The following is a 19,814-nucleotide window of genomic DNA, read 5'->3' as shown; positions in this document are numbered from 1 at the left end:
TACCTATCGACAGGGAGCCGCACATGCTGAAGCAGAGGGTCATTACGGCAGTCATCCTGCTGATCGTCATTATCTCGGCATTGCTGGCGCCGCGTCCCGAGCCACTGGTCGCCATCCTGATCGTGGTGGCGGCATGCGCCGCCTGGGAGTGGCTGAGGCTGGTATCCTCCGGTTCCGGAAGCGTTCCGCTGGCGGGCGCCGCCGCCATGTTCCTGATTCTGTGCCTGCTGGCGTTTCAATGGTTCAGTGGCTCACCGGCGGCCTGGGCCATGGATCTGCGGGCTGTCCTGTCGGATATCCTGATCCCCCTGGTCGTGTTTGGCTGGATCGTTGGCGCAACCTTTTCGGTCTTCCGCGCGGATACCGCGCTTCGCCGCCAGGCCTGGCGCATCGTGCCCGCCTATGCGGCGATGCTGGCTATCTGGACTGCGCTGGTCCTGCTGTTCCAGGCGCATGGCTGGTGGTTGCTGCTGTCGCTGATGATGCTGGTGTGGCTGGCCGACATCGCGGCATATTTCACAGGGAAAGCCTTCGGCAGGCACAAGCTGGCGCCGGCCGTCAGCCCGGGCAAGACCTGGGAGGGCGCTGCGGGCGGCGTCCTGGCCGCCACGGCCTGGACTCTGCTCAGCATCCGCTGGGAAGGCAGCTTCGGCGCCTTGCTGGCCGAGCGCTTTCCTCTGGCGGTGGTCGCGCTGGCCGCCGTGCTGCTGGCCGCGCTTTCCATCGTGGGAGATCTGTTCGAATCCCTGCTCAAGCGCCGCGCCGGAGTCAAGGATTCCAGCGGGCTGCTGCCGGGCCATGGCGGGGTATTCGACCGTATCGATGCCTTGTTGCCGGTGGCTCCAGCGGCCTATCTGCTGATTGAAATGGGGCGCTGATGCAGCAACTTTGCATACTGGGCTCGACCGGATCGATAGGCGAGAGCACTCTCGATGTGGTCGCCCGCCATCCCGATCGGCTGAAAGTATATGCCCTGAGCGCCTACAGCCGCATGGAGCGGCTGGCCGCGCAGGCGGCGCAGACGCAGGCTGCGGTTGTGGTCGTGCCGACGGAAGACGCCAGACAGCGCTTTCTCGAGGCTTGGAGCGCCGGCGGTGCGGCGAAGCCGCCCGAGGTTCGGGTGGGAGAGCAGGCGCTGGCGCAGACCGCTGCAGCCCCCGAAGTCACTTCCGTCATGGCGGCCATCGTCGGCGCGGCGGGGTTGCCGGCGGCCATGGCTGCGGCAATGGCTGGCAAGCGCATCCTGCTGGCCAACAAGGAAGCGCTGGTGGCCGCTGGCGGCCTGTTCATGAAAGCCGTGGCGCAGCATGGGGCGCAGCTCCTGCCCATCGACAGCGAACACAACGCCATTTTCCAGTGCATGCCGCGCAATGGCTCGGGACTCATGGAGGACCCCCTGTCGCACGGCGTACGGCGGCTGCTGCTGACCGCCTCCGGCGGCCCGTTCCGTGCAACGCCGCTCGAGCAGCTGGATGATGTCACGCCGGAGCAGGCCTGCGCCCATCCGAACTGGAGCATGGGCCGGAAAATCTCCGTCGACTCAGCGACAATGCTGAACAAGGGGCTCGAGGTTATCGAGGCCTACTGGCTGTTCTCCGTCCAGGCGGACGCGATAGAAGTGGTGATTCACCCCCAAAGCATGATCCACTCCATGGTCGAGTACACTGACGGGTCCATCCTGGCGCAATTGGGGCAGCCCGACATGCGAACCCCGATCGCTTATGGCCTGGGCTTTCCCGAACGCATCGACAGCGGAGTCGGAACGTTTCCCCTGTCCGGCCTGGCCCGGCTGGACTTCCAGGAGCCCGATCTGCGGCGCTTTCCTTGCCTGAAACTGTCTTTCGACGCTTTGCGGGAAGGCCAGGTCGCCTGTATTGCGCTGAATGCGGCGAATGAAGTCGCCGTCGCCAGATTCCTGGACAGGAAAGTCCGTTTTACGGATATTCCGCGTATCATTTCGGCTGTCGTGGAAGACGCCGTATCGCATGCGGCAGGAGAGCCCTCGTCGCTGGAAGACGTGCTGGCGCTCGACCGCCATTTCCGCACCGTGGCCCGGCAGCGCTGCCCGAGCCGGTCCTGATCCGCCATCGGCGCTCCGGCCGGGCGAAACGCTTCGCTTGCAACAGCAACCATCTGGAACCTGAAATCTGAATGCTTTTGACCTTGCTCGCCTTTGCCGTCGCACTCGGCATCCTGATTACCTTTCATGAGCTGGGCCACTACTGGGCGGCCCGCTGGTGCGGCGTCAGGGTGGAGCGCTTTTCCGTCGGCTTCGGCAAGGTCCTGGCGCATCGCTGCGACCGTCATGGCACGGAATGGGCGCTGTCGGCCATTCCTCTTGGCGGGTACGTGAAAATGCTGGATGAGCCGCCCGCCGGCGCATCGAACGAGGAAATCGCGGAGTCCTTCAATCACAAAAGCGTATGGCAGCGCATCGTCATCGTCGCCGCCGGTCCGGTTGCGAACCTGGTGCTGGCCGCGTTGCTGTATGCCGCGCTGGGCATGATGGGCACCAGGGAGCCGGAAGCCTACGTAGCCCAGCCCCAGGCCGGTACGGCCGCCGCCATGGCCGGATTCTCCGCTGGAGACCGCATCCTCTCCATCGACGGCAGGCAGGTCGATTCCTGGAACGAAGTGCGCTGGCACTTGCTGGACCGGCTTTCCGCGGGCGGCGAGGCATATATCCAGGTGCAAGCGGGCGATGGCAGGCAGCTCGAAAGACGGCTCGAGCTCCAGCCGGCCACGATCGATCCGGACGCGGAAGATCCTTTGCGCCAGGCGGGCCTGTCGCTGCTGATTCCCGCGCCCGGCATCAGGCAGGCGGATCCCGGCGGCGCCGGAGCGCAGGCTGGCCTGCAGGCCGGCGACATCCTGGTCGCAGTGGGTTCGATCGAGCGCCCGTCGGCGCGCCAGGCTGTCGAGGAGATCAGCCGGCATCCCGAACAGCCGCTGGAAGTGCGCGTGCTGCGCAACGGCGCCGAGCACCGGCTGCAGGTCACGCCGCGCGCTCATCAGGGCGAAAACGGGACCATCGGCCGCATCGGCGTCATGCTGACGACTGACTTCCCCATGGTTGATGTGCGCTACGGCCCCCTGGAAAGCCTGCATCGCGGCATCGTGCGCACTGGCGAGACAATCATGTTTTCGCTGAAAATGATGGGGCGCATGGTGACTGGAGATGTGTCGCTGCGCAATATCAGCGGGCCCGTGACCATTGCGGATTACGCTGGCCAGACGGCCAGGGTGGGCCTTGCCGCCTATGTCGGGTTCCTGGCCTTGATCAGCGTCAGCATCGGGGTATTGAACCTGCTGCCCATTCCCATGCTCGATGGCGGCCATCTGATGTATTATCTTCTGGAGATCCTGCGGGGCAAACCTGTACCGGATGCCTGGATGGAATACGGCCAGCGCCTTGGCATAGTCCTGCTTGCGGGCTTGATGGGGCTGGCATTTTTCAATGATTTTTCGCGCCTTTTCAGTTGAAGGCGTTCTGACTTACAATCTTCCACCATTCAGATCGACTGAGGACTACCCAGGATGTCGCTTCGCCGGAGTAATTTTTTTGCCAAACGCATTCTGCCTGCATTGCTTGCGGCTGCGCTTGCGCCAGGCCTGTCACATGCGTTCGAGCCGTTCGTCGTTCGCGATATCCGCGTCGAGGGCATTCAGCGCGTCGATGCCGGAGCCGTCTTCAGCCACCTGCCGGTCAGGGTGGGCGACCAGTTTTCCGACGACAAGGCGGGGGAGGCCATCCAGCGCTTGTATTCCTCGGGCTTCTTCAGCGACGTCAGCCTGGAAATCGACGGAGACGTACTGGTGGTCAATGTCGTCGAGCGACCGACCATCGCCTCGGTCACTTTCAACGGCATGCGCGACTTCGACTCCGCCGCTCTTTCCAAGTCGCTGGCGCAGGTGGGCTTCGGCCCCGGGCGTGTTTTCGACCGTTCCATGCTGGAACGCGCCGAGTTCGAGCTGAAGCAGCAGTACCTGGCCAAGGGCAAGTACGGCGTGGAGATCACGCCCACCATCACGCCGCTGCCACGCAACCGCGTCGGCGTCAGCTTCGAGATTTTCGAAGGCGATCTGGCCAAGATCAAGGAAATCCGCTTCGTGGGCAACGAGGCATTTTCCCAGGGCACGCTCGAAAACCAGCTCGAGCTGACGACTTCGGGCATGATGACCTGGTACACGGGCACAGACAAGTACTCGCGCGAAAAACTCGAAGGCGATGTCGAGCGCATCCGCTCCTACTACCTGGATCGCGGCTACCTGGAGTTCTCGGCCGAGCCGCCGCAGGTCACGATCTCGCCAGACCGCAAGGACATCCACATCACCTTCACGCTGCACGAAGGCAAGCCCTACAGCATACGCAAGGTCGGGCTGGCCGGCGAGCTGCTGGGCCTGGAAGACAAGCTGCAGCCGCTGCTGGGCGTCAAGGAAGGCGAAACCTTCTCCGCCGAGAAGACCAACGATACGGCCAAGGCCATTACCGACTACCTCGGATCGCTGGGCTATGCATTCGCCAACGTCAATCCCAACCCCGTTCTCGATTCCGACACGCAGGAGGCGGACCTGACCTTCTACGTCGACCCGGGCAACCGCGTCTATGTACGGCGCATCCAGATCGGCGGAAACGTCCGCACGCGCGACGAAGTGATCCGCCGCGAAATGCGCCAGAACGAAGCCGCCTGGTACGATTCGAACAGTATCCGCGCCTCGCGCGACCGCGTCGACCGCCTGGGCTACTTCAACGAAGTCAACGTCACTACGGCCCCGGTGCCTGGCTCCACGGACCAGATCGACGTCAATGTCGATGTCAAGGAAAAGCCCACGGGAATGATCAACCTCGGGGTAGGCTACGGCTCCACCGACAAGGTCATGCTGTCGGCCGGCATCAGCCAGGACAACATCTTCGGCAGCGGGCATACGCTGTCGCTGCAGGTCAATACCAGCAAGACCAATCGCGCCGCCATCCTGTCGCATACCGATCCCTACTGGACGCTGGACGGCATCAGCAAGACGACCTCGCTGTACTATCGCCGCACCAAGCCCTACGAAAACAGCTATACCGACTATTCAACCTATCACCTGACGGCGATCGGCGGCGGCCTGAATTTCGGCGTGCCCATTTCCGAGTACGACCGCATCTTCACCGGCTTCAATTTCGAACGTAATACGCTGGAGCTGAACGAGGACAATCCCAGCGGGGTATCCAAGGCGTACAAGGACTACGTCGACGAATACGGCAAGACGACGAATTCCGTGGTCTTCAACGTTGGCTGGTCCAAGGACACGCGCGACAGCGCGCTGGCACCGACCAAGGGCAGCTATACGCGCCTGAGCGCCGATATCTCCACGATGGACCTGAAGTACTACATGTTCAGCGCCCAGCAGCAGTACTACATGCCGATGGGCCGCAGTTTCACGCTGGCGTTCAACGCCATGGCCGACTGGGGAAAGACATACGGCAGCAAGAACTTCCCCATCATCAAGAACCTCTACGCCGGCGGTATTGGTTCGGTACGCGGCTACGACGGTGCCTCTCTCGGCCCGCGCGATCCGAACAGCGGCGACTACCTGGGCGGTTCGCGCCGCCTCGTGGGCAATGTGCAGCTGTACCTGCCGTTCCCGGGCGCATCGCGCGATCGTACGCTGCGCTGGTTCCTGTTCGCGGACGCCGGCCAGGTCTCCACGGAAGACAAGCAGTACTGCTACGATGGCGGTACGCAGTATCACGTGGAAGATCCGTGCGGATGGCGTTATTCGGCCGGTATCGGCCTGTCGTGGCAGTCTCCGCTGGGTCCGCTGCAACTGTCGTTCGGCCGCGCGCTCAACGCCAAGGACGGCGACGACAAGCAGGCCTTCCAGTTCCAGATCGGTACCGCGTTCTGATTTAATGGCACAATAAACTCTTTTCCATCAGGCAGCTTTTTGCAAGGTATTTTCATGAAGTCTCAAACCGCCTTTTCCGTTACTGCCTCTGCTTGCGCCACCATTGCGAGTTCTCGCAAGCTGCTGGCGGCGGCCGTGCTCGGCGCCAGTCTTTTCGCCGTGGCGCCGGTGCCGGCGCAGGCGCAGCAGGCCGCCAAGATCGGCTTCGTCAGCACGGAACGCATTCTGCGCGACTCGAAGCCCGCGCAGCAGGCGCAGGCCAAGATCGAATCCGAGTTCAAGAAGCGCGATGACGAACTGCAAGCCCTGGCCAACCGCCTGCGCACCGAAGCGCAAAAGTTCGACAAGGACGCTCCCGTGCTGTCGGAGTCCGAGCGCATCAAGCGCCAGCGCCAGCTGACGGACATGGATTCCGACCTGCAGCGCAAGCGCCGCGAATTCCAGGAGGATTTCAACCGCCGCCGCAACGAGGAATTCACCGCCATCATCGAGCGCGCGGACGCCGCCATCAAGAGCATTGCCGAGCAGCAGGGCTACGACATCATCCTCCAGGATGCCGTCACCGTCAGCCCGCGCGTGGACATCACCGAACAGGTCCTGAAAGCACTGGGCGGCTGATCCAATGCCCGTATTACTGACGCCTGAGCAGGCGCTGGCGCTCGACGAGCTGATTGCGCAGGCGAACACGGTAGGCCTTGATTGCGCCATCCGTCTCGCGGACGGCGGTTCCCAGCCACGGATCCGCGGACTGGGTTCCCTGCAGGGAGCAGGGGAGTGGGAGATCAGCTTCCTGTCCAATCCCAAGCTCCAGCACCAGTTGTCCGGCTGCAAGGCGGCGGCGGTCATCCTGACCCAGCCCGCCTACGACGCTCTCGCGGAGACGAGTCCGGTCATGCCGTACGCTGTCGTGATCTGTTCCCAGCCATATCTGCTGTATGCCTTGCTGGCGCAATGGTTCGACCAGCATCGCATCGACCGCCTGCCGACAGGCATCCATGCCAGCGCGATCATTGCCGAAGATGCTGTCATCGCAGAAGGGGTGTCCATCGGCCCGTATTGCGTGATCGAATCCGGCTCCAGCATAGGAGCGGGTTCCAGGCTGGGAGCCGGCTGCGTCATTGGCCAGAACTCCAGCATCGGCAAGGATTGTACGCTGCATGCCCGTGTCACGCTGTATCACGGCGTCGAGGTCGGAGACCGTACCATCCTGCATACGGGCGTCGTGCTGGGCGCTGACGGCTTCGGTTTCGCACCTGATCCGCGCACGACAGGGGCCTGGGTGAAGATCGCGCAGATCGGCGGCGTGCACATCGGCTCGGATGTCGAGATCGGCGCCAACACCACGGTGGACCGCGGCGCCATCGAACCCACCTGGATCAGCGACGGCGTCAAGCTGGACAACCAGATCATGATTGGACATAACGTGCATGTGGGTGAACATACCGCCATGGCGGCATGCGTCGGCGTTTCAGGCTCCACTCGCATAGGCAAGCGCTGCATCATTGGCGGCGCCGCCATGTTCGCAGGCCACCTGGTGCTGGGAGACGATGTCCAGATATCGGGCGGCACGGCCGTGACCTCCAATATCGACACGCCGGGACGCTATACCGGCGTCTATCCCTTTGCGGACCACCAGGGCTGGCAGCGCAATGCCGCTGTCGTCACGCAGCTGGGCCAGCTGCGCAAGCGGCTGCGCGCGCTGGAAAGCGCCCTGAAGGCCACAGAAAAATAATCAGATCAATCAGCGACGGCGCGCGATGCGCCAGACAGGACAAGAAGATGGAATTGGATATCAAACAGATCATGGCGCGTTTACCGCATCGCTACCCGATGCTGCTGGTGGATCGTGTCCTGGAAATGACGCCGGGCAAGAGCATCGTCGCCATCAAGAACGTGACGCTCAACGAGCCGTTCTTCAATGGCCACTTCCCCGGCAATCCGGTCATGCCGGGCGTGTACATCATCGAAGCGCTGGCGCAGGCTGCGGCGCTTTTCTCGTTCGAGGGCAATACCGAGCTGAACCCGGCCGACAAGCGCGTCGCGTACTATCTGGTCGGCGTGGACGGCGCGCGTTTCCGCAAACCGGTCGTGCCTGGCGACCAGTTGCGGCTGGAAGTCGATGCCGACCGCATCAGCCGCGTGATGTGCAAATACACCGCCAAGGCCACGGTCGACGGCGAAGTGGTGGCTGAAGCCAAGATCATGTGCGCCATCCGGGTAGTGGAAGAGAGCTGATGTCTGCCGAACGCATTCATCCAACCGCCATCGTATCCCCTTCGGCGAAGCTGGCCGAAGATGTCAGCGTGGGCGCCTACAGCATCATCGGCGACCACGTCAGCATCGGCAGCGGCACGGTCGTGGGGCCGCACTGCATCATCGACGGCCATACGACCATCGGCAGGAACAATACGTTCTACCGCTTCTGCTCGGTGGGCGGCATGCCGCAGGACAAGAAATACGCCGGCGAGCCGACACGCCTGGAAATCGGCGACGGCAACATGATCCGCGAGTACGTCACGATCAATACGGGCACTATCCAGGACGTTGGCGTCACCCGCATGGGCAACGACAACTGGATCATGGCTTACGTGCACATCGCTCATGACTGCCAGTTGGGGGACCACGTCATCATTGCCAACAGCGTCCAGCTGGCGGGCCACGTGCAGCTCGGCGACTGGGCCATCATCGGCGGACTGTCGGGCTTCCACCAGTTCGTCAAGGTAGGCGCGCATGCCATGATCGGCGGAACCAGCTCCGTGCGGCAGGACGTGCCTCCTTACCTGATCGGCGCAGGGGATCCGTTTCGCCCGGCCGGCATCAACTCCGAAGGACTGAACCGCCGCGGATTCTCGCAGGAGTCCGTCTCCGCGCTCAAGGAAGCCTACAAGCTGCTGTATCGCCGCGGCCTGGGCGTCGAAGAGGCGGTCGAACAGATGCAGCAATTGCAGCAGGATCGCCCGGACGCCCATGACGCGCTGGAACCCATGATCCGCTTTCTTCAAGCCTCGGGCCGGGGCATCGTGCGCTCATGAGCCTGCATAGCCATTCCGGATCCGGCGCGTGGAATTCCGGCGCTGGCGCCGGAGCGGCTGCAGCCGGCATCCGGCCGCAAGACGGCCAGGCCACGGCAAATACGCCATTGAAAATCGGCATGGTGGCCGGGGAGCCCTCCGGCGACCTGCTGGCCTCGCGCATCATCCAGGGAATCCGTGGCAGCGCCGCCGACGCCGTATGCGAAGGCATCGGCGGCCCGCGCATGCGCGAGCAGGGCTTCGACATGCGCCATCCCATGCATGCATTGTCCGTATTCGGCTATGTCGACGCCCTCAAACAGTTGCCGCGCCTGCTGCGCATCTATGGGGATACGAAGAAGCACTGGCTGCGCCATCGTCCCGATGTCTTCGTCGGCATCGATGCGCCGGACTTCAATCTCAGGCTGGAGCACCAGCTTCGCAAGGCCGGCGTTCCCACCGTGCACTTCGTGGGGCCGTCGATCTGGGCGTGGCGCTACGAGCGCATCCATGCGATTCGCGAAGCGGTCTCGCACATGCTGGTGCTGTTCCCGTTCGAGGAGGCGCTCTATCGCAAGGAAGGCGTACCGGTCACCTATGTCGGCCATCCGCTGGCCAGCGTGATCCCGAGGCAGGCGGACCCCCTGGAGGCCCGCGAACGCCTGGGCATAGCGGCCGGCGCCAGAGTGCTGGCCATGCTGCCCGGCAGCCGTTCCTCGGAGGTCAAGCTGCTGGCGCCGCGCTTTCTCCAGGCGATGCAGCGGCTGCAGGACCAGGATCCCGCGCTGGTCGTTGCGGTTCCGATGGTAAGCGAGCAGCGCAAGCACGATTTCGAGCAGGCCTTGCGCCTGCACCCTATCAAGAATCTTCACCTTGTGCAGCAGCAGGACGGCGCAACACGATCGGATGCCCTGGTTCGCCCGGTCGCCTGGGACGTGCTGCAGGCGTCCGACGCCGTGCTGGTCGCCAGCGGCACTGCGACGCTGGAAACCGCGCTGTTCAAGAAGCCCATGGTCATTTCCTATGTGCTGTCTCCCATGATGCGTCGCCTGATGGCCTGGAAGTCCGGACAAGAGCGGCCTTACGTGCCCTGGGTCGGCCTCCCCAATGTGCTGGCGAATGATTTCGTCGTGCCCGAATTGCTGCAGGAGGAAGCCACGCCGGACGCGCTGGCGCAGGCCACCTGGAAGGCGCTAACGGATGCGGAGCATCGCGCCAAGGTTTGCGCCGTGTTCGAGCGCCTGCACGCGGACCTTGAACGGGATACGCCGGCACTGGCCGCGCAGGCCATTCTCAGGGAGGCAGGCCATGGAGCAGGGTAGCCTGGCGCTGATGCCGGCTTCCGATACGGTGCTGGTTGCCGGGATCGACGAGGCGGGACGCGGCCCGCTGGCCGGTCCCGTATTCGCGGCAGCAGTCATTCTGGATCCGGCGCGCCCGATCGCGGGCCTGGCCGATTCCAAGACGCTGACCGCCGCCCGCAGGGAGCGCCTGGCCGACGAAATACGCGCCAATGCGCTGGCCTGGTGCGTGGCTCAGGCCAGCGTCGAGGAAATCGACGACATCAACATCCTGCATGCAGCCATGCTGGCCATGCGGCGCGCATGCCTGGGACTGGCGACGCAACCGGAAATGGCCATGATAGACGGCAACCGCCTCCCCACCGGACTGCCGTGCCAGGCGCAGGCCATCGTCAAGGGCGATGCCAAGGTGCAGGCCATTTCGGCGGCTTCCATCCTGGCCAAGACGGCGCGTGACGCCGACTGCCTGGTATTGCATGCGCAATATCCCCAGTACGCATTCGACAAGCACAAGGGCTACGGCACTGCGCTGCATCTGCAGCAATTGCGCCTGCATGGTCCCAGCCCCGCGCACCGGCGCAGTTTCTCCCCGGTACGGCAACTGCTGATCCGGCCGGAGGGCGCATGAGCGCGCCGGACGCCGGCGGCCTGCGGGCCATACAGTCGAAGGACAATCCCCTCTACAAGCGGCTGCTGCGGCTGCGGCAGGACACGGCGTTCATCGCCCGCGAGCGCCGCAAAGGCAACGCGGCAGTCGTACTGGAAGGTGTGCATCTCGCGCAGATGTGGCTTGCCTATGTCGGCCAGCCCGAAGCCGTGCTGTTCAACCAGGCGCAATTGCGGCAGAACCATGAGTTGCAGGACTTGTGCGCCACGCTGCCGCAGGAAATCTGCATCGTCCTGGATACTGACCTGGCGGAAGCGCTTTCCATGGTGGGGCATGGCCCGGGTGTGTTCTGCCTTGTGGCGCCGCCCGCGCTGGAGCTGCCCGAACGGCTTGCCGAAAACGCCTTGTGGCTGGATCGCGTGCAGGACCCAGGCAATGTCGGAACCCTGCTGCGCACGGCCGCGGCCGCCGGCATCCGGCAGGCGTTTCTTTCGCGCGGCTGCGCATTCGCCTGGTCGCCGAAAGCCCTGCGCGCGGGGCAGGGCGCGCAGTTCGGCATGCGGATCCACGAAGATTGCGAGCTGTCCGCGCTGCGGTCCAGACTGGACATCCCCATGGTCGTCACCGCGCTGGAAGGCGCGCAGTCCCTGTATCAGGCGGAATTGCCGCGAGCGTGCGCATGGGTGTTCGGCAACGAAGGACAGGGCGTGTCGGAGCAATTACTGTCCCAGGCCGATCTGCGCCTGCGCATTCCGCAGTCGGACGCCGTCGAATCGCTGAATGTCGCCGCATCCGCCGCCATCTGCCTGTTCGAGCAGCGCAGGCGGCAGCTGAGCGCCTGAAAGCGGGCCGGAAACGGATTCGGGGCGGAATCAAAAGCCGGCGTCAGACAGGCTGAGCGCCGGCTTTTTCAACGATGGACGGATCAGAACACCCGGCGGTTCAAGCCTACGTCTTCGAGCACCTTGCTGGAGATTTCCTCGATGGATTTCGTAGTGGTGGAAAGCCAGGGAATGTTTTCCATGCGCATCAGGCGCTCGGCCTCGGCGACTTCGTAGCGGCACTGCTTCAATGACGCGTATTCGCTGTTCGGCCGGCGCTCGTTGCGCACTTCGGACAGCCGGGAAGGCTGGATGGAAAGGCCGAAGAGCTTGTGGCGGTATGGATGCAGCGTGGCGGGAAGGGAGCCGCGTTCGAAATCTTCCGGAATGAGGGGGAAGTTGGCCGCCTTGACCGCATACTGCATGGCAAGGTACAGGCTCGTGGGCGTCTTGCCGCAGCGCGATACGCCCACAAGGATGACGTCGGCTTCTTTCAGGCCATGGATGAACTGCCCGTCGTCATGCGCCAGCGTGAAGTTGATGGCTTCGATGCGGTTGCTGTATTCCTTGGAGCTGCCGCCCATGTGCGAGCGGCCCACGGAGTGGCTGGACTTGATGCCCAGGGCATCTTCCAGGTTCTGGACGAAAGTGCCGAACAGGTCGAGAAAAATGCAATCGGCTTCGCGGATCTTCAGCACGCTGTCCTGGTTGACCAGGGTGCTGAAGACCAACGGGCGCTGCTGTTGCGCCTGGGCGCACAGATTGATGCGTTGCGCGGTGGCCGCCGCTTTCTCGGGACTGTCGATGAAGGGGATCCGGATCAGCTCGAATTTGATCTGCTCGAATTGCGAAAGGACTGAGTTACTGAATGTTTCGGCAGTGACGCCCGTGCTGTCGGATACGATGAATACCGTACGCACATTGGAAGAAGATGTCATTGGTGGAAGTCGCTAGGTCCGAATGGAAACAGGTACAATCGCAAGATTAACAGTCGCCGGAATACCAGACAAGGCAGGTTTGCCCAGGGCGGTCATCGCGGGAGTGCGGCCATCGTGCCGCCCGAGCACCTTGAGCAAACACGCTTTCTTCTATCTTCAAAGGTGACTTTATGTCGTATGTAGTATCTTTCGAGCAGCTCCGCATGACGGACGTTGACTCGGTCGGAGGCAAGAATGCCTCGCTGGGCGAAATGATCAGCCAACTGGCAGGCGCCGGTGTGCGCGTGCCCGGCGGTTTTGCGACCACGGCCGACGCTTTCCGCGCATTCCTGAAGCAGTCCTCGCTCGAGCAGCGCATCGCCGAGCGCCTGTCCACCCTGGACCCCGAAGACGTGCGCGCCCTGGCCGCCGCAGGCGCCGAGATCCGCCAGTGGATCATCGATGCGCCGTTCCCCGCCGAACTCGAATCCGCCATCCGCGAGGCTTTCGCCAAGCTCGACGCCGACGGCAAGGGTTCGTTCGCCGTGCGCTCGTCGGCCACCGCCGAAGACCTTCCCGACGCCTCGTTCGCCGGACAGCAGGAAACCTTCCTGAACGTCGTCGGCATCGACGACGTGCTGGACAAGGTGCGCCAGGTGTTCGCCTCGCTGTACAACGACCGCGCCATTTCCTACCGCGTGCACAAGGGCTATGCCCACGCCGAGGTGGCATTGTCGGCCGGCATCCAGCGCATGGTGCGCTCCGACGTCGGCAGCGCCGGCGTCATGTTCACGCTGGACACCGAGTCGGGCTTCAACGACGTCGTGTTCATCACGTCGTCCTACGGCCTGGGCGAAACCGTGGTGCAGGGCGCAGTGAATCCCGATGAATTCTACGTCTTCAAGCCCACGCTGGCCTCGGGCCACTATCCCATCATCAGCCGCCGCATTGGCTCCAAGCTGATCAAGATGGAGTTCGACGCCGAGCGCAAGTCCGGCCATGCCGTGCATACGGTCGACGTGCCTGTCTCCGAGCGCAACCGCTATTCGCTGACCGACGAAGAGGTCATCGAGCTGGCTCGCTACGCCACCATCATCGAGAAGCACTACCAGCGTCCGATGGACATCGAGTGGGGCCGCGACGGCATCGATGGCAAGCTGTACATCCTGCAGGCGCGCCCTGAAACCGTGAAGTCCCAGCAGGGCCACAACGACGTGCAGGAACGCTATCGCCTGAAGGCCACCGGCCAGGTGCTGGTCACGGGCCGCGCCATCGGCCAGAAGATCGGCGCGGGCAAGGTTCGCATCGTGGGCGACATCTCCGAAATGGATCAGGTCAAGGCCGGCGACATCCTTGTGACCGACATGACGGATCCCAACTGGGAGCCCGTGATGAAGCTGGCGTCGGCCATCGTCACCAACCGTGGCGGCCGCACATGCCATGCGGCCATCATCGCCCGCGAGCTGGGTATCCCCGCCGTCGTCGGCTGCGCCAACGCGACCGATATCCTGAAGGGCGGCGCCGAGGTCACGGTATCCTGCGCCGAAGGCGACGAGGGCCGTATCTACGAAGGCCTGATCGAGACCGAGATCGAAGAGGTTAGTTGGGGCCAGATGCCGGAGATCGGCGTCAAGATCATGATGAACGTCGGCAATCCGCAGCTGGCCTTCGATTTTTCCCAGATTCCGAACGCCGGCGTGGGCCTCGCCCGCCTGGAATTCATCATCAACAACAATATTGCCGTGCACCCCAAGGCCGTGCTCGACTATCCCAATGTCGACAGCGAGCTGAAGACGGCGGTCGAATCCGCCGCCCGCGGCTATGCCAGTCCGCGCGCCTTCTTCGTCGAGAAGCTGGCCGAAGGCGTGGCCACGCTGGGCGCGGCCTTCTATCCCAAGCCCGTCATCGTGCGCCTGTCGGACTTCAAGTCCAACGAGTACCGCAAGCTGGTCGGAGGCTCGCGCTATGAGCCCGAGGAAGAGAATCCCATGCTGGGCTTCCGCGGCGCATCGCGCTACATCTCCGACGACTTCGCGGAGTGCTTCCGCATGGAATGCGAGGCGCTGAAGAAAGTGCGCGACGACATGGGCCTGACCAACGTCGAAATCATGGTTCCGTTCGTGCGCACCACCAGCCAGGCCGCCAAGGTCATCGATCTGCTGGCGAGCAACGGCCTGCGCCGCGGCGAGAACGGCCTGCGTGTCATCATGATGTGCGAGGTTCCTTCCAACGCGATCCTGGCCGAAGAGTTCCTGGAATACTTCGACGGATTCTCCATTGGCTCCAACGACATGACGCAGCTGACGCTCGGCCTGGACCGCGACTCCGGCATGGAGCTGCTGGCGGCGGACTTCGACGAGCGGGATGCCGCCGTCCAGTTCATGCTGCGTCGCGCCATCCAGGCTTGCCTGAAGGCTGGCAAGTACGTGGGCATCTGCGGCCAGGGGCCCAGCGACCATCCGGACCTGGCGCAATGGCTGATGAAGGAAGGCATTCTTTCCATGTCGCTGAACCCGGATACCGTCGTGGATACCTGGCAGCGCCTGGCGAAGGCATAACAGACTCGCCTTCCTGAGCCTGACCCGAACTGGGCCAAAGGCATTGCCGCTTCCTGATATGCGGCAGTGCCTTTTTTTCTTTCCGGGCGGCAAGCGCATGCCGAGCTGCGCATTTTTCCGTAAAAGACGCTGATTTGCCTCCCGGCTTGTGTTCAAATCGAACCGTACGGCACATTCCTCCATTACCCACAGGACTTGCAGTATGACTTCAACGTCTTTTTCGGACGACTCCTCCCACCGGGTCGTCATCGTCGGCGGCGGCGCAGGCGGGCTCGAGCTGGCAGCCAAGCTGGGCCGCAAGTTCGGTACCAGCCATATCACGCTGATCGACAAATCCACAGAGCACATCTGGAAACCTTCGCTGCACGAGGTGGCGGCGGGAACACTGGACATCCATCGGGAAGGCCTGTCGTACTTCATGCTGGCGCGGGATCGGCGCTTCAGCTTCGTGCTCGGCGAAATCGAAGGCGTCGACCGGCCGAATCGCAAAGTCAGGCTCAAACCCGTGCTGTCGCCTCAAGGCGAGGAGATGGTTCCCTCCCGCGAGATCGCCTACGATACGCTCGTGCTGGCCGTAGGCAGCCGATCCAACTTCTTCGGCACGCCCGGCGCGGCCGAGCATGCCATCGCACTGGATTCGACCGCGCAGGCGGAGCGTTTCCGGATGCAGCTGATGCGCGAACTGGTATTGCTGAACCAGCGCAAGAATCATGAACCGGATGCGATCCTGAACATCGCCATCGTCGGAGGAGGCGCGACCGGAGTCGAACTGGCCGCGGAACTGCTGGAAGCCCGGCGCGGCATGTCCTTCTACGGACTGGAAAACTTCAATCCCGCAACGGATATCCGTATTACGCTGCTGGAAGGCAGCAACCGCCTGTTGTCGGCGCTGCAGCCCAGGCTATCCCAGACGGCGCGCAATCTGCTCGAAGAACGCGGCGTATTCGTCGCCACCTCGGTGCGCGTGACGCGCGTGACGGACAAGGGCCTGTACGACAGCAACGAGGTCTTCTATCCGGCCAACCTGTGTGTGTGGGCGGCCGGTATCGAGGCTCCGGCATTCCTGGCGGAGCAGGGGCTTGCGGTCAACCGCCTGAACCAACTGCAGGTCGACGACCGGCTGAGGACGGTGGACGCCGATATCTATGCCATGGGAGACTGCGCCCAGGCTCCGTGGGACGATGACAACGCCTTCCTGCCGGCCAGGGCGCAGGTGGCGCACCAGCAGGCCTCGTACCTGGTGCCCATCATGCAGGCGCGCATTCAGGGCGGGCCCGTTCCGGACAAGCCATTCGTGTTCAAGGACTACGGCTCCCTGGTATCCGTGGGCCACAGCCGCGGCGTAGGCAGCCTGATGGGAGTGCTCGCAGGCCGCAGCTGGTTCGTGGAGGGCCTGCTCGCGCGCATGATGTACATGAGTCTGCACATCATGCACCATATGGCAGTGCTGGGCCCGATAAGAACAGCATCCATGGCGCTGGGACGCTTGCTGCTCAAGCGCAGCACGCACCGGGTCAAGCTGCATTGAGAAGAGGGGAAATCGGCATGCAGGCAGAACAGACGACAGGCAAGGATTTCAGCGCCCTGGCGGCCTCTCCGCTGGGCCGGATCCGGCTTGGTAGCCGCTCGGGGCGATTGACCGCCCTGGATTTCGTAGACGAGGCTGAAAGCCCGGCTGCGCAGGCTGCGGCAGGAAAAGCCCTCCACGCCGCGCCTTCGGTTTCCTGCCCTCCCGAGGAGGGCGCTTTTTGCCCAGGGAGCGGCCCGTCGGCAAAAAAACCCTCCGAAGGGTTGCTGGACGGACGCCGGATATGCACCTTCCGCCTGGCGGGGGAAGGGGAACTGGCCTTTCCCATGTGGGACGAAGAGGCCGATACCGATGCAGCCGAAGGCTGCCGCCTCATCGACGACAGCCTGCAGCCGGACACGCCGCAAGCCGATATCGCACTCATGCACAAGGCGGTGGACGAACTGGACCGCTATTTCCGCGGCGCCCTGAAGGTTTTTTCCGTCCCGCTGCAACTGGACGGCTCGGAGTTCCAGCGCCGCATCTGGCAGGCCTTGCTGGAAATACCGCTAGGGTCCAGCCTTTCCTACGGCGAACTTGCGGAGAAAGCCGGTTATGCGCCGTCCAGCTATGGAAGGGCGGCGGGAACTGCGGTGGGGAGCAACCCGGTGTCCATCATCGTTCCGTGCCATCGTATCGTCGGCAAGGACGGCAAGATGACGGGCTACTCGGGAGGCTTGTGGCGCAAGCTGCGCCTGTTGTCGCTGGAAGGTTTCAGGATCGCCGCCTGAGCTTACTGGCGGCGCGTGTTGTCGTGCTTCATCAGGCGCTCTTTTTCGCGCGCCCAGTCCTTGTCGCGGGCGGTATCGCGCTTGTCATGCAGCTTTTTGCCGCGCCCCAGCCCGAACTCCAGCTTGATGCGCCCGTTGCGGTAATGCAGGTTCAATGGAACCAGCGTATAGCCTCGCTGTTCGACCTTGCCGATCAGTTTGCTGATTTCCTCCGCGTGCAGCAGTAGCTTGCGCGTCCTGGTTGCATTGGGATGGATGTGGGTGGAGGCCGTCGGCAGGGCGCTGATATGCATGCCGATCACCCACAGCGCGCCGTCGCGGACGATGATGTAGCTTTCTTTCAGTTGCACGTGGCCGGCCCGGATCGCCTTGACCTCCCAGCCTTCCAGCACGAGTCCAGCCTCGAAGCGGTCTTCGATGAAGTAGTCGTGCGTTGCTTTGCGGTTCTCAACGATGCTCATGAATCAATAAGGCCATAGAAGGTAAAATCGGTACATTCTATCCATTTAACAGTTTCGATGCATACCGTAAAACGCTCTGTCCTGGTTCCCTACAGCTGCGCCCAGATGTTCGATCTGGTGGCGGACGTGGGCAAATATCCCGAATTCATGCCCTGGTGCGGGGGAAGCGAGGTGCATCACCGAGATGAATCGGGGATGCAGGCTTCCGTGACGATCAGTTTCGCGGGAATCCGCCAGACCTTCGTCACGCGCAACACGCACAATTACCCCCATGAAATCCTGATTTCCCTGGTGGACGGGCCGTTTTCCGCCCTGACGGGGCGCTGGGAGTTCGTGGAGCTGGCGGAAGATGCCTGCAAGGTCAACTATACGATGGAATATGCGTTCTCCAATCGCGCGCTGGAAGCGCTGGTCGGACCGGTGTTCAACCGCATCGCCAGCAGCTTCATCGACTCCTTTACGCAGCGAGCTCAGGCCTGCTATGGCGAATAAGGGAGCAGCGCAACTTCAGGTCGAATTGATTCATGCGGCCTCCTCGGGCCGCATCTGGCGCCAGACCCTGGAAGTGGCCGCTGGCTCCACCATCCAGCAGGCCCTGCAGGGCAGCGATTTCCATCGCGAGTTTCCGGATATCTCGCAATCCACGCTTGAGACCGGAATCTACGGACAGGCCTGTTCCCCGGATCGCATCGTTGCCGAAGGGGATCGCATCGAAATCTACCGGCCCTTGCGTTTCGATCCGATGGAGTCGCGCAGGCGCCGGGCGGAGCACAAGCGCAGGCAGCAGGCGCAGTCCCGCAAAGGATCTTCCTCATGACGCAGGCCCCCGTCGCATTCGAACTCCTCCCGGCAGCAGGAGGCAGCAAGATAGCTGTCGCCACGCTCAACCGCCCGCAGGCGCTCAACAGCCTGACGCTGGAAATGTGCCAGTTGCTGAGGGAGCAATTGCTGCGCTGGCGGTCGGACGACGGAATCGCACTGCTCGTCCTGAGGGGCGCGGGGGAAAAAGCGTTCTGCGCGGGTGGCGATCTCCAGGGGCTCTACCGCTCCATGCAGGCGCATGCCGGGGAGGGTGCCTGGGGCAATCCGTATCTGCGCGATTTTTTCGCGACCGAATACCGGCTGGACTACCTTCTGCACACCTATGGCAAGCCTGTGCTGGCCTGGGGCAGCGGAGTCGTCATGGGAGGCGGAGTCGGCCTCTTCATCGGAGCCAGCCACCGAGTGCTGACGGAAACATCGCGCTTCGCTATGCCGGAAGTGGCCATCGGCTTGTTCCCGGATGTGGGCGGCAGTTGGATGCTGGGACGCCTGCCGAAGCACGTGGGGCGCTTCCTGGGTATGACAGGCGCATCGATTGAGGCCGCGGATACGCTGCATCTGGGGCTGGCGGACTATCTGGTTCATGGTCAAAAAGAGGCGGTAATCCTCGCGGACATGCAGGCATGCGACTGGACCGGCGATGCAACAAGCAATCATGAGCTTCTGTCCCGCCTGCTGCGGGCGCATGAGGCTCAGCCGGAGGTGCAGGGACCGCTGCAGGCGCATGCGGACCTGATCCGCCGCACGGCCGGCACAGGGTCTTTCCTGGAAATCTGCGAGAACATTGCGGCGCTGCGGAAGCACGAGAATCCCTGGCTGCAGAAGGCGGCCCTGGGGCTGGTCCATGGCTCGCCGGGCACGGCGCGGCTGGCCTATACGCTGCAGGAGCGGGCCAGGCTGCTGTCACTGGCCGATGTCTTCAGGATGGAGTATGTCGCGGCGCTGCAATGCGGCGTGCATGGTGATTTCCAGGAGGGGATACGGGCGTTGCTGGTGGACAAGGACAAGTCTCCCCGATGGAATCCGGCAACGCTGGAGCAAGCCGACGAGGCATGGGTAGAGAAATTTTTTGTCCAGCCGTGGCCGAAAAACATGGCGCATCCGCTGGCGGATCTGGAATCCTGAT

Annotated in this window: 19 protein-coding genes; 17 read left to right on the top strand and 2 right to left on the bottom strand. The window is 63.2% G+C overall.

Annotated elements, in window-relative coordinates; translation table 11 throughout:
• Positions 1–23 precede the first annotated feature (23 nt).
• The 11 genes from EV686_RS06205 (at position 24) to EV686_RS06155 (ending at position 11,653) form a co-directional block, all read left to right on the top strand.
• Positions 24–878, top strand: a complete 855-nt coding sequence (locus tag EV686_RS06205; protein WP_132474585.1) for a phosphatidate cytidylyltransferase — start codon at positions 24–26, stop codon at positions 876–878.
• Positions 878–2,080, top strand: coding sequence for a 1-deoxy-D-xylulose-5-phosphate reductoisomerase (gene ispC, locus EV686_RS06200; protein WP_132474583.1), 1,203 nt, complete (start codon positions 878–880; stop codon positions 2,078–2,080). The genes EV686_RS06205 and ispC overlap by 1 nt, the downstream gene beginning before the upstream one ends.
• A gap of 71 nt (positions 2,081–2,151) precedes the next feature.
• Positions 2,152–3,483 (top strand): RIP metalloprotease RseP, encoded by a 1,332-nt coding sequence (rseP, locus tag EV686_RS06195; RefSeq protein WP_132474581.1) that lies wholly within the window; start codon positions 2,152–2,154, stop codon positions 3,481–3,483.
• Positions 3,484–3,537: 54 nt separating this feature from the next.
• Complete coding sequence (bamA, locus tag EV686_RS06190) at positions 3,538–5,892, top strand: outer membrane protein assembly factor BamA (protein WP_132474579.1); 2,355 nt, start codon at positions 3,538–3,540, stop codon at positions 5,890–5,892.
• A 54-nt stretch (positions 5,893–5,946) separates the two neighbouring features.
• Positions 5,947–6,510 (top strand): OmpH/Skp family outer membrane protein, encoded by a 564-nt coding sequence (locus tag EV686_RS06185; protein WP_132474577.1) that lies wholly within the window; start codon positions 5,947–5,949, stop codon positions 6,508–6,510.
• Positions 6,511–6,514: 4 nt separating this feature from the next.
• The gene (gene lpxD / locus EV686_RS06180; protein ID WP_132474575.1) at positions 6,515–7,624 is read left to right on the top strand and encodes a UDP-3-O-(3-hydroxymyristoyl)glucosamine N-acyltransferase; all 1,110 of its coding nucleotides are present in this window, start codon (positions 6,515–6,517) and stop codon (positions 7,622–7,624) included.
• Between the two features lie 47 nt (positions 7,625–7,671).
• Entirely contained in the window at positions 7,672–8,127 is a 456-nt protein-coding gene (gene fabZ / locus EV686_RS06175) for a 3-hydroxyacyl-ACP dehydratase FabZ (protein ID WP_132474573.1), read from the top strand.
• Complete coding sequence (gene lpxA, locus EV686_RS06170; RefSeq protein ID WP_132474571.1) at positions 8,127–8,924, top strand: acyl-ACP--UDP-N-acetylglucosamine O-acyltransferase; 798 nt, start codon at positions 8,127–8,129, stop codon at positions 8,922–8,924. The genes fabZ and lpxA overlap by 1 nt, the downstream gene beginning before the upstream one ends.
• Positions 8,925–9,043: 119 nt before the next feature.
• Complete coding sequence (lpxB, locus tag EV686_RS06165; RefSeq protein WP_243650782.1) at positions 9,044–10,225, top strand: lipid-A-disaccharide synthase; 1,182 nt, start codon at positions 9,044–9,046, stop codon at positions 10,223–10,225.
• On the top strand, positions 10,212–10,832 hold the full coding sequence (rnhB, locus tag EV686_RS06160) for a ribonuclease HII (protein WP_132474567.1): 621 nt from the start codon (positions 10,212–10,214) through the stop codon (positions 10,830–10,832). Before lpxB ends, rnhB begins: the two co-directional genes overlap by 14 nt.
• Positions 10,829–11,653 (top strand): TrmH family RNA methyltransferase, encoded by an 825-nt coding sequence (locus EV686_RS06155; RefSeq protein ID WP_341539328.1) that lies wholly within the window; start codon positions 10,829–10,831, stop codon positions 11,651–11,653. Before rnhB ends, EV686_RS06155 begins: the two co-directional genes overlap by 4 nt.
• Before the next feature lie 83 nt (positions 11,654–11,736).
• Here the strand turns inward: EV686_RS06155 and ppsR are convergent, their stop codons facing one another.
• Positions 11,737–12,570 (bottom strand): posphoenolpyruvate synthetase regulatory kinase/phosphorylase PpsR, encoded by an 834-nt coding sequence (ppsR, locus tag EV686_RS06150; RefSeq protein ID WP_132474564.1) that lies wholly within the window; start codon positions 12,568–12,570, stop codon positions 11,737–11,739.
• Between the two features lie 170 nt (positions 12,571–12,740).
• Between ppsR and ppsA the strand changes: the two genes are divergently transcribed.
• The 3 genes from ppsA to EV686_RS18700 all read left to right on the top strand — a co-directional run bounded on the left by ppsA (position 12,741) and on the right by EV686_RS18700 (position 17,405).
• Complete coding sequence (gene ppsA / locus EV686_RS06145; RefSeq protein WP_132474562.1) at positions 12,741–15,107, top strand: phosphoenolpyruvate synthase; 2,367 nt, start codon at positions 12,741–12,743, stop codon at positions 15,105–15,107.
• 202 nt (positions 15,108–15,309) lie between these two features.
• Complete coding sequence (locus EV686_RS06140) at positions 15,310–16,635, top strand: NAD(P)/FAD-dependent oxidoreductase (protein WP_132474560.1); 1,326 nt, start codon at positions 15,310–15,312, stop codon at positions 16,633–16,635.
• A 17-nt stretch (positions 16,636–16,652) separates the two neighbouring features.
• On the top strand, positions 16,653–17,405 hold the full coding sequence (locus EV686_RS18700) for a methylated-DNA--[protein]-cysteine S-methyltransferase (protein WP_207901698.1): 753 nt from the start codon (positions 16,653–16,655) through the stop codon (positions 17,403–17,405).
• A gap of 2 nt (positions 17,406–17,407) precedes the next feature.
• Here the strand turns inward: EV686_RS18700 and smpB are convergent, their stop codons facing one another.
• Positions 17,408–17,866, bottom strand: coding sequence for an SsrA-binding protein SmpB (gene smpB, locus EV686_RS06130; protein ID WP_132474558.1), 459 nt, complete (start codon positions 17,864–17,866; stop codon positions 17,408–17,410).
• Positions 17,867–17,923: 57 nt separating this feature from the next.
• Between smpB and EV686_RS06125 the strand changes: the two genes are divergently transcribed.
• Genes EV686_RS06125 through EV686_RS06115 form a run of 3 tightly spaced genes read left to right on the top strand, consistent with a single transcriptional unit; the run spans position 17,924 to position 19,813 of the window.
• Positions 17,924–18,358: a type II toxin-antitoxin system RatA family toxin gene (locus EV686_RS06125; RefSeq protein ID WP_132474556.1), complete on the top strand. Its 435-nt coding sequence runs from the start codon at positions 17,924–17,926 to the stop codon at positions 18,356–18,358.
• Positions 18,348–18,683 carry an RnfH family protein gene (locus EV686_RS06120; RefSeq protein WP_132474554.1) on the top strand — a complete coding sequence of 112 codons (336 nt, stop codon included), beginning with the start codon at positions 18,348–18,350 and terminating at the stop codon, positions 18,681–18,683. The genes EV686_RS06125 and EV686_RS06120 overlap by 11 nt, the downstream gene beginning before the upstream one ends.
• Positions 18,680–19,813, top strand: coding sequence for an enoyl-CoA hydratase/isomerase family protein (locus EV686_RS06115; RefSeq protein ID WP_132474552.1), 1,134 nt, complete (start codon positions 18,680–18,682; stop codon positions 19,811–19,813). Before EV686_RS06120 ends, EV686_RS06115 begins: the two co-directional genes overlap by 4 nt.
• The last annotated feature ends 1 nt before the right edge of the window (position 19,814 follow it).

The organism is Paracandidimonas soli (assembly GCF_004342005.1).
GTDB lineage: Bacteria > Pseudomonadota > Gammaproteobacteria > Burkholderiales > Burkholderiaceae_B > Paracandidimonas > Paracandidimonas soli.
The sequence above is the reverse complement of the archived record's forward strand: the minus strand, read 5'-3'. Positions and strand labels throughout refer to the sequence as shown.

What these genes read in the sequence shown, in the direction of transcription:
- EV686_RS18700 (WP_207901698.1), top strand. Translation starts at nt 16,653, where the DNA reads ATGCAGGCAGAACAGACGACAGGCAAGGATTTCAGCGCCCTGGCGGCC.
- rseP (WP_132474581.1), top strand. Translation starts at nt 2,152, where the DNA reads ATGCTTTTGACCTTGCTCGCCTTTGCCGTCGCACTCGGCATCCTGATT.
- smpB (WP_132474558.1), bottom strand. Translation starts at nt 17,866, where the DNA reads ATGAGCATCGTTGAGAACCGCAAAGCAACGCACGACTACTTCATCGAA.
- EV686_RS06115 (WP_132474552.1), top strand. Translation starts at nt 18,680, where the DNA reads ATGACGCAGGCCCCCGTCGCATTCGAACTCCTCCCGGCAGCAGGAGGC.
- EV686_RS06205 (WP_132474585.1), top strand. Translation starts at nt 24, where the DNA reads ATGCTGAAGCAGAGGGTCATTACGGCAGTCATCCTGCTGATCGTCATT.
- lpxA (WP_132474571.1), top strand. Translation starts at nt 8,127, where the DNA reads ATGTCTGCCGAACGCATTCATCCAACCGCCATCGTATCCCCTTCGGCG.
- lpxB (WP_243650782.1), top strand. Translation starts at nt 9,044, where the DNA reads ATGGTGGCCGGGGAGCCCTCCGGCGACCTGCTGGCCTCGCGCATCATC.
- lpxD (WP_132474575.1), top strand. Translation starts at nt 6,515, where the DNA reads ATGCCCGTATTACTGACGCCTGAGCAGGCGCTGGCGCTCGACGAGCTG.
- EV686_RS06120 (WP_132474554.1), top strand. Translation starts at nt 18,348, where the DNA reads ATGGCGAATAAGGGAGCAGCGCAACTTCAGGTCGAATTGATTCATGCG.
- ppsA (WP_132474562.1), top strand. Translation starts at nt 12,741, where the DNA reads ATGTCGTATGTAGTATCTTTCGAGCAGCTCCGCATGACGGACGTTGAC.
- EV686_RS06140 (WP_132474560.1), top strand. Translation starts at nt 15,310, where the DNA reads ATGACTTCAACGTCTTTTTCGGACGACTCCTCCCACCGGGTCGTCATC.
- EV686_RS06155 (WP_341539328.1), top strand. Translation starts at nt 10,829, where the DNA reads ATGAGCGCGCCGGACGCCGGCGGCCTGCGGGCCATACAGTCGAAGGAC.
- EV686_RS06125 (WP_132474556.1), top strand. Translation starts at nt 17,924, where the DNA reads ATGCATACCGTAAAACGCTCTGTCCTGGTTCCCTACAGCTGCGCCCAG.
- EV686_RS06185 (WP_132474577.1), top strand. Translation starts at nt 5,947, where the DNA reads ATGAAGTCTCAAACCGCCTTTTCCGTTACTGCCTCTGCTTGCGCCACC.
- ppsR (WP_132474564.1), bottom strand. Translation starts at nt 12,570, where the DNA reads ATGACATCTTCTTCCAATGTGCGTACGGTATTCATCGTATCCGACAGC.
- ispC (WP_132474583.1), top strand. Translation starts at nt 878, where the DNA reads ATGCAGCAACTTTGCATACTGGGCTCGACCGGATCGATAGGCGAGAGC.
- fabZ (WP_132474573.1), top strand. Translation starts at nt 7,672, where the DNA reads ATGGAATTGGATATCAAACAGATCATGGCGCGTTTACCGCATCGCTAC.
- rnhB (WP_132474567.1), top strand. Translation starts at nt 10,212, where the DNA reads ATGGAGCAGGGTAGCCTGGCGCTGATGCCGGCTTCCGATACGGTGCTG.
- bamA (WP_132474579.1), top strand. Translation starts at nt 3,538, where the DNA reads ATGTCGCTTCGCCGGAGTAATTTTTTTGCCAAACGCATTCTGCCTGCA.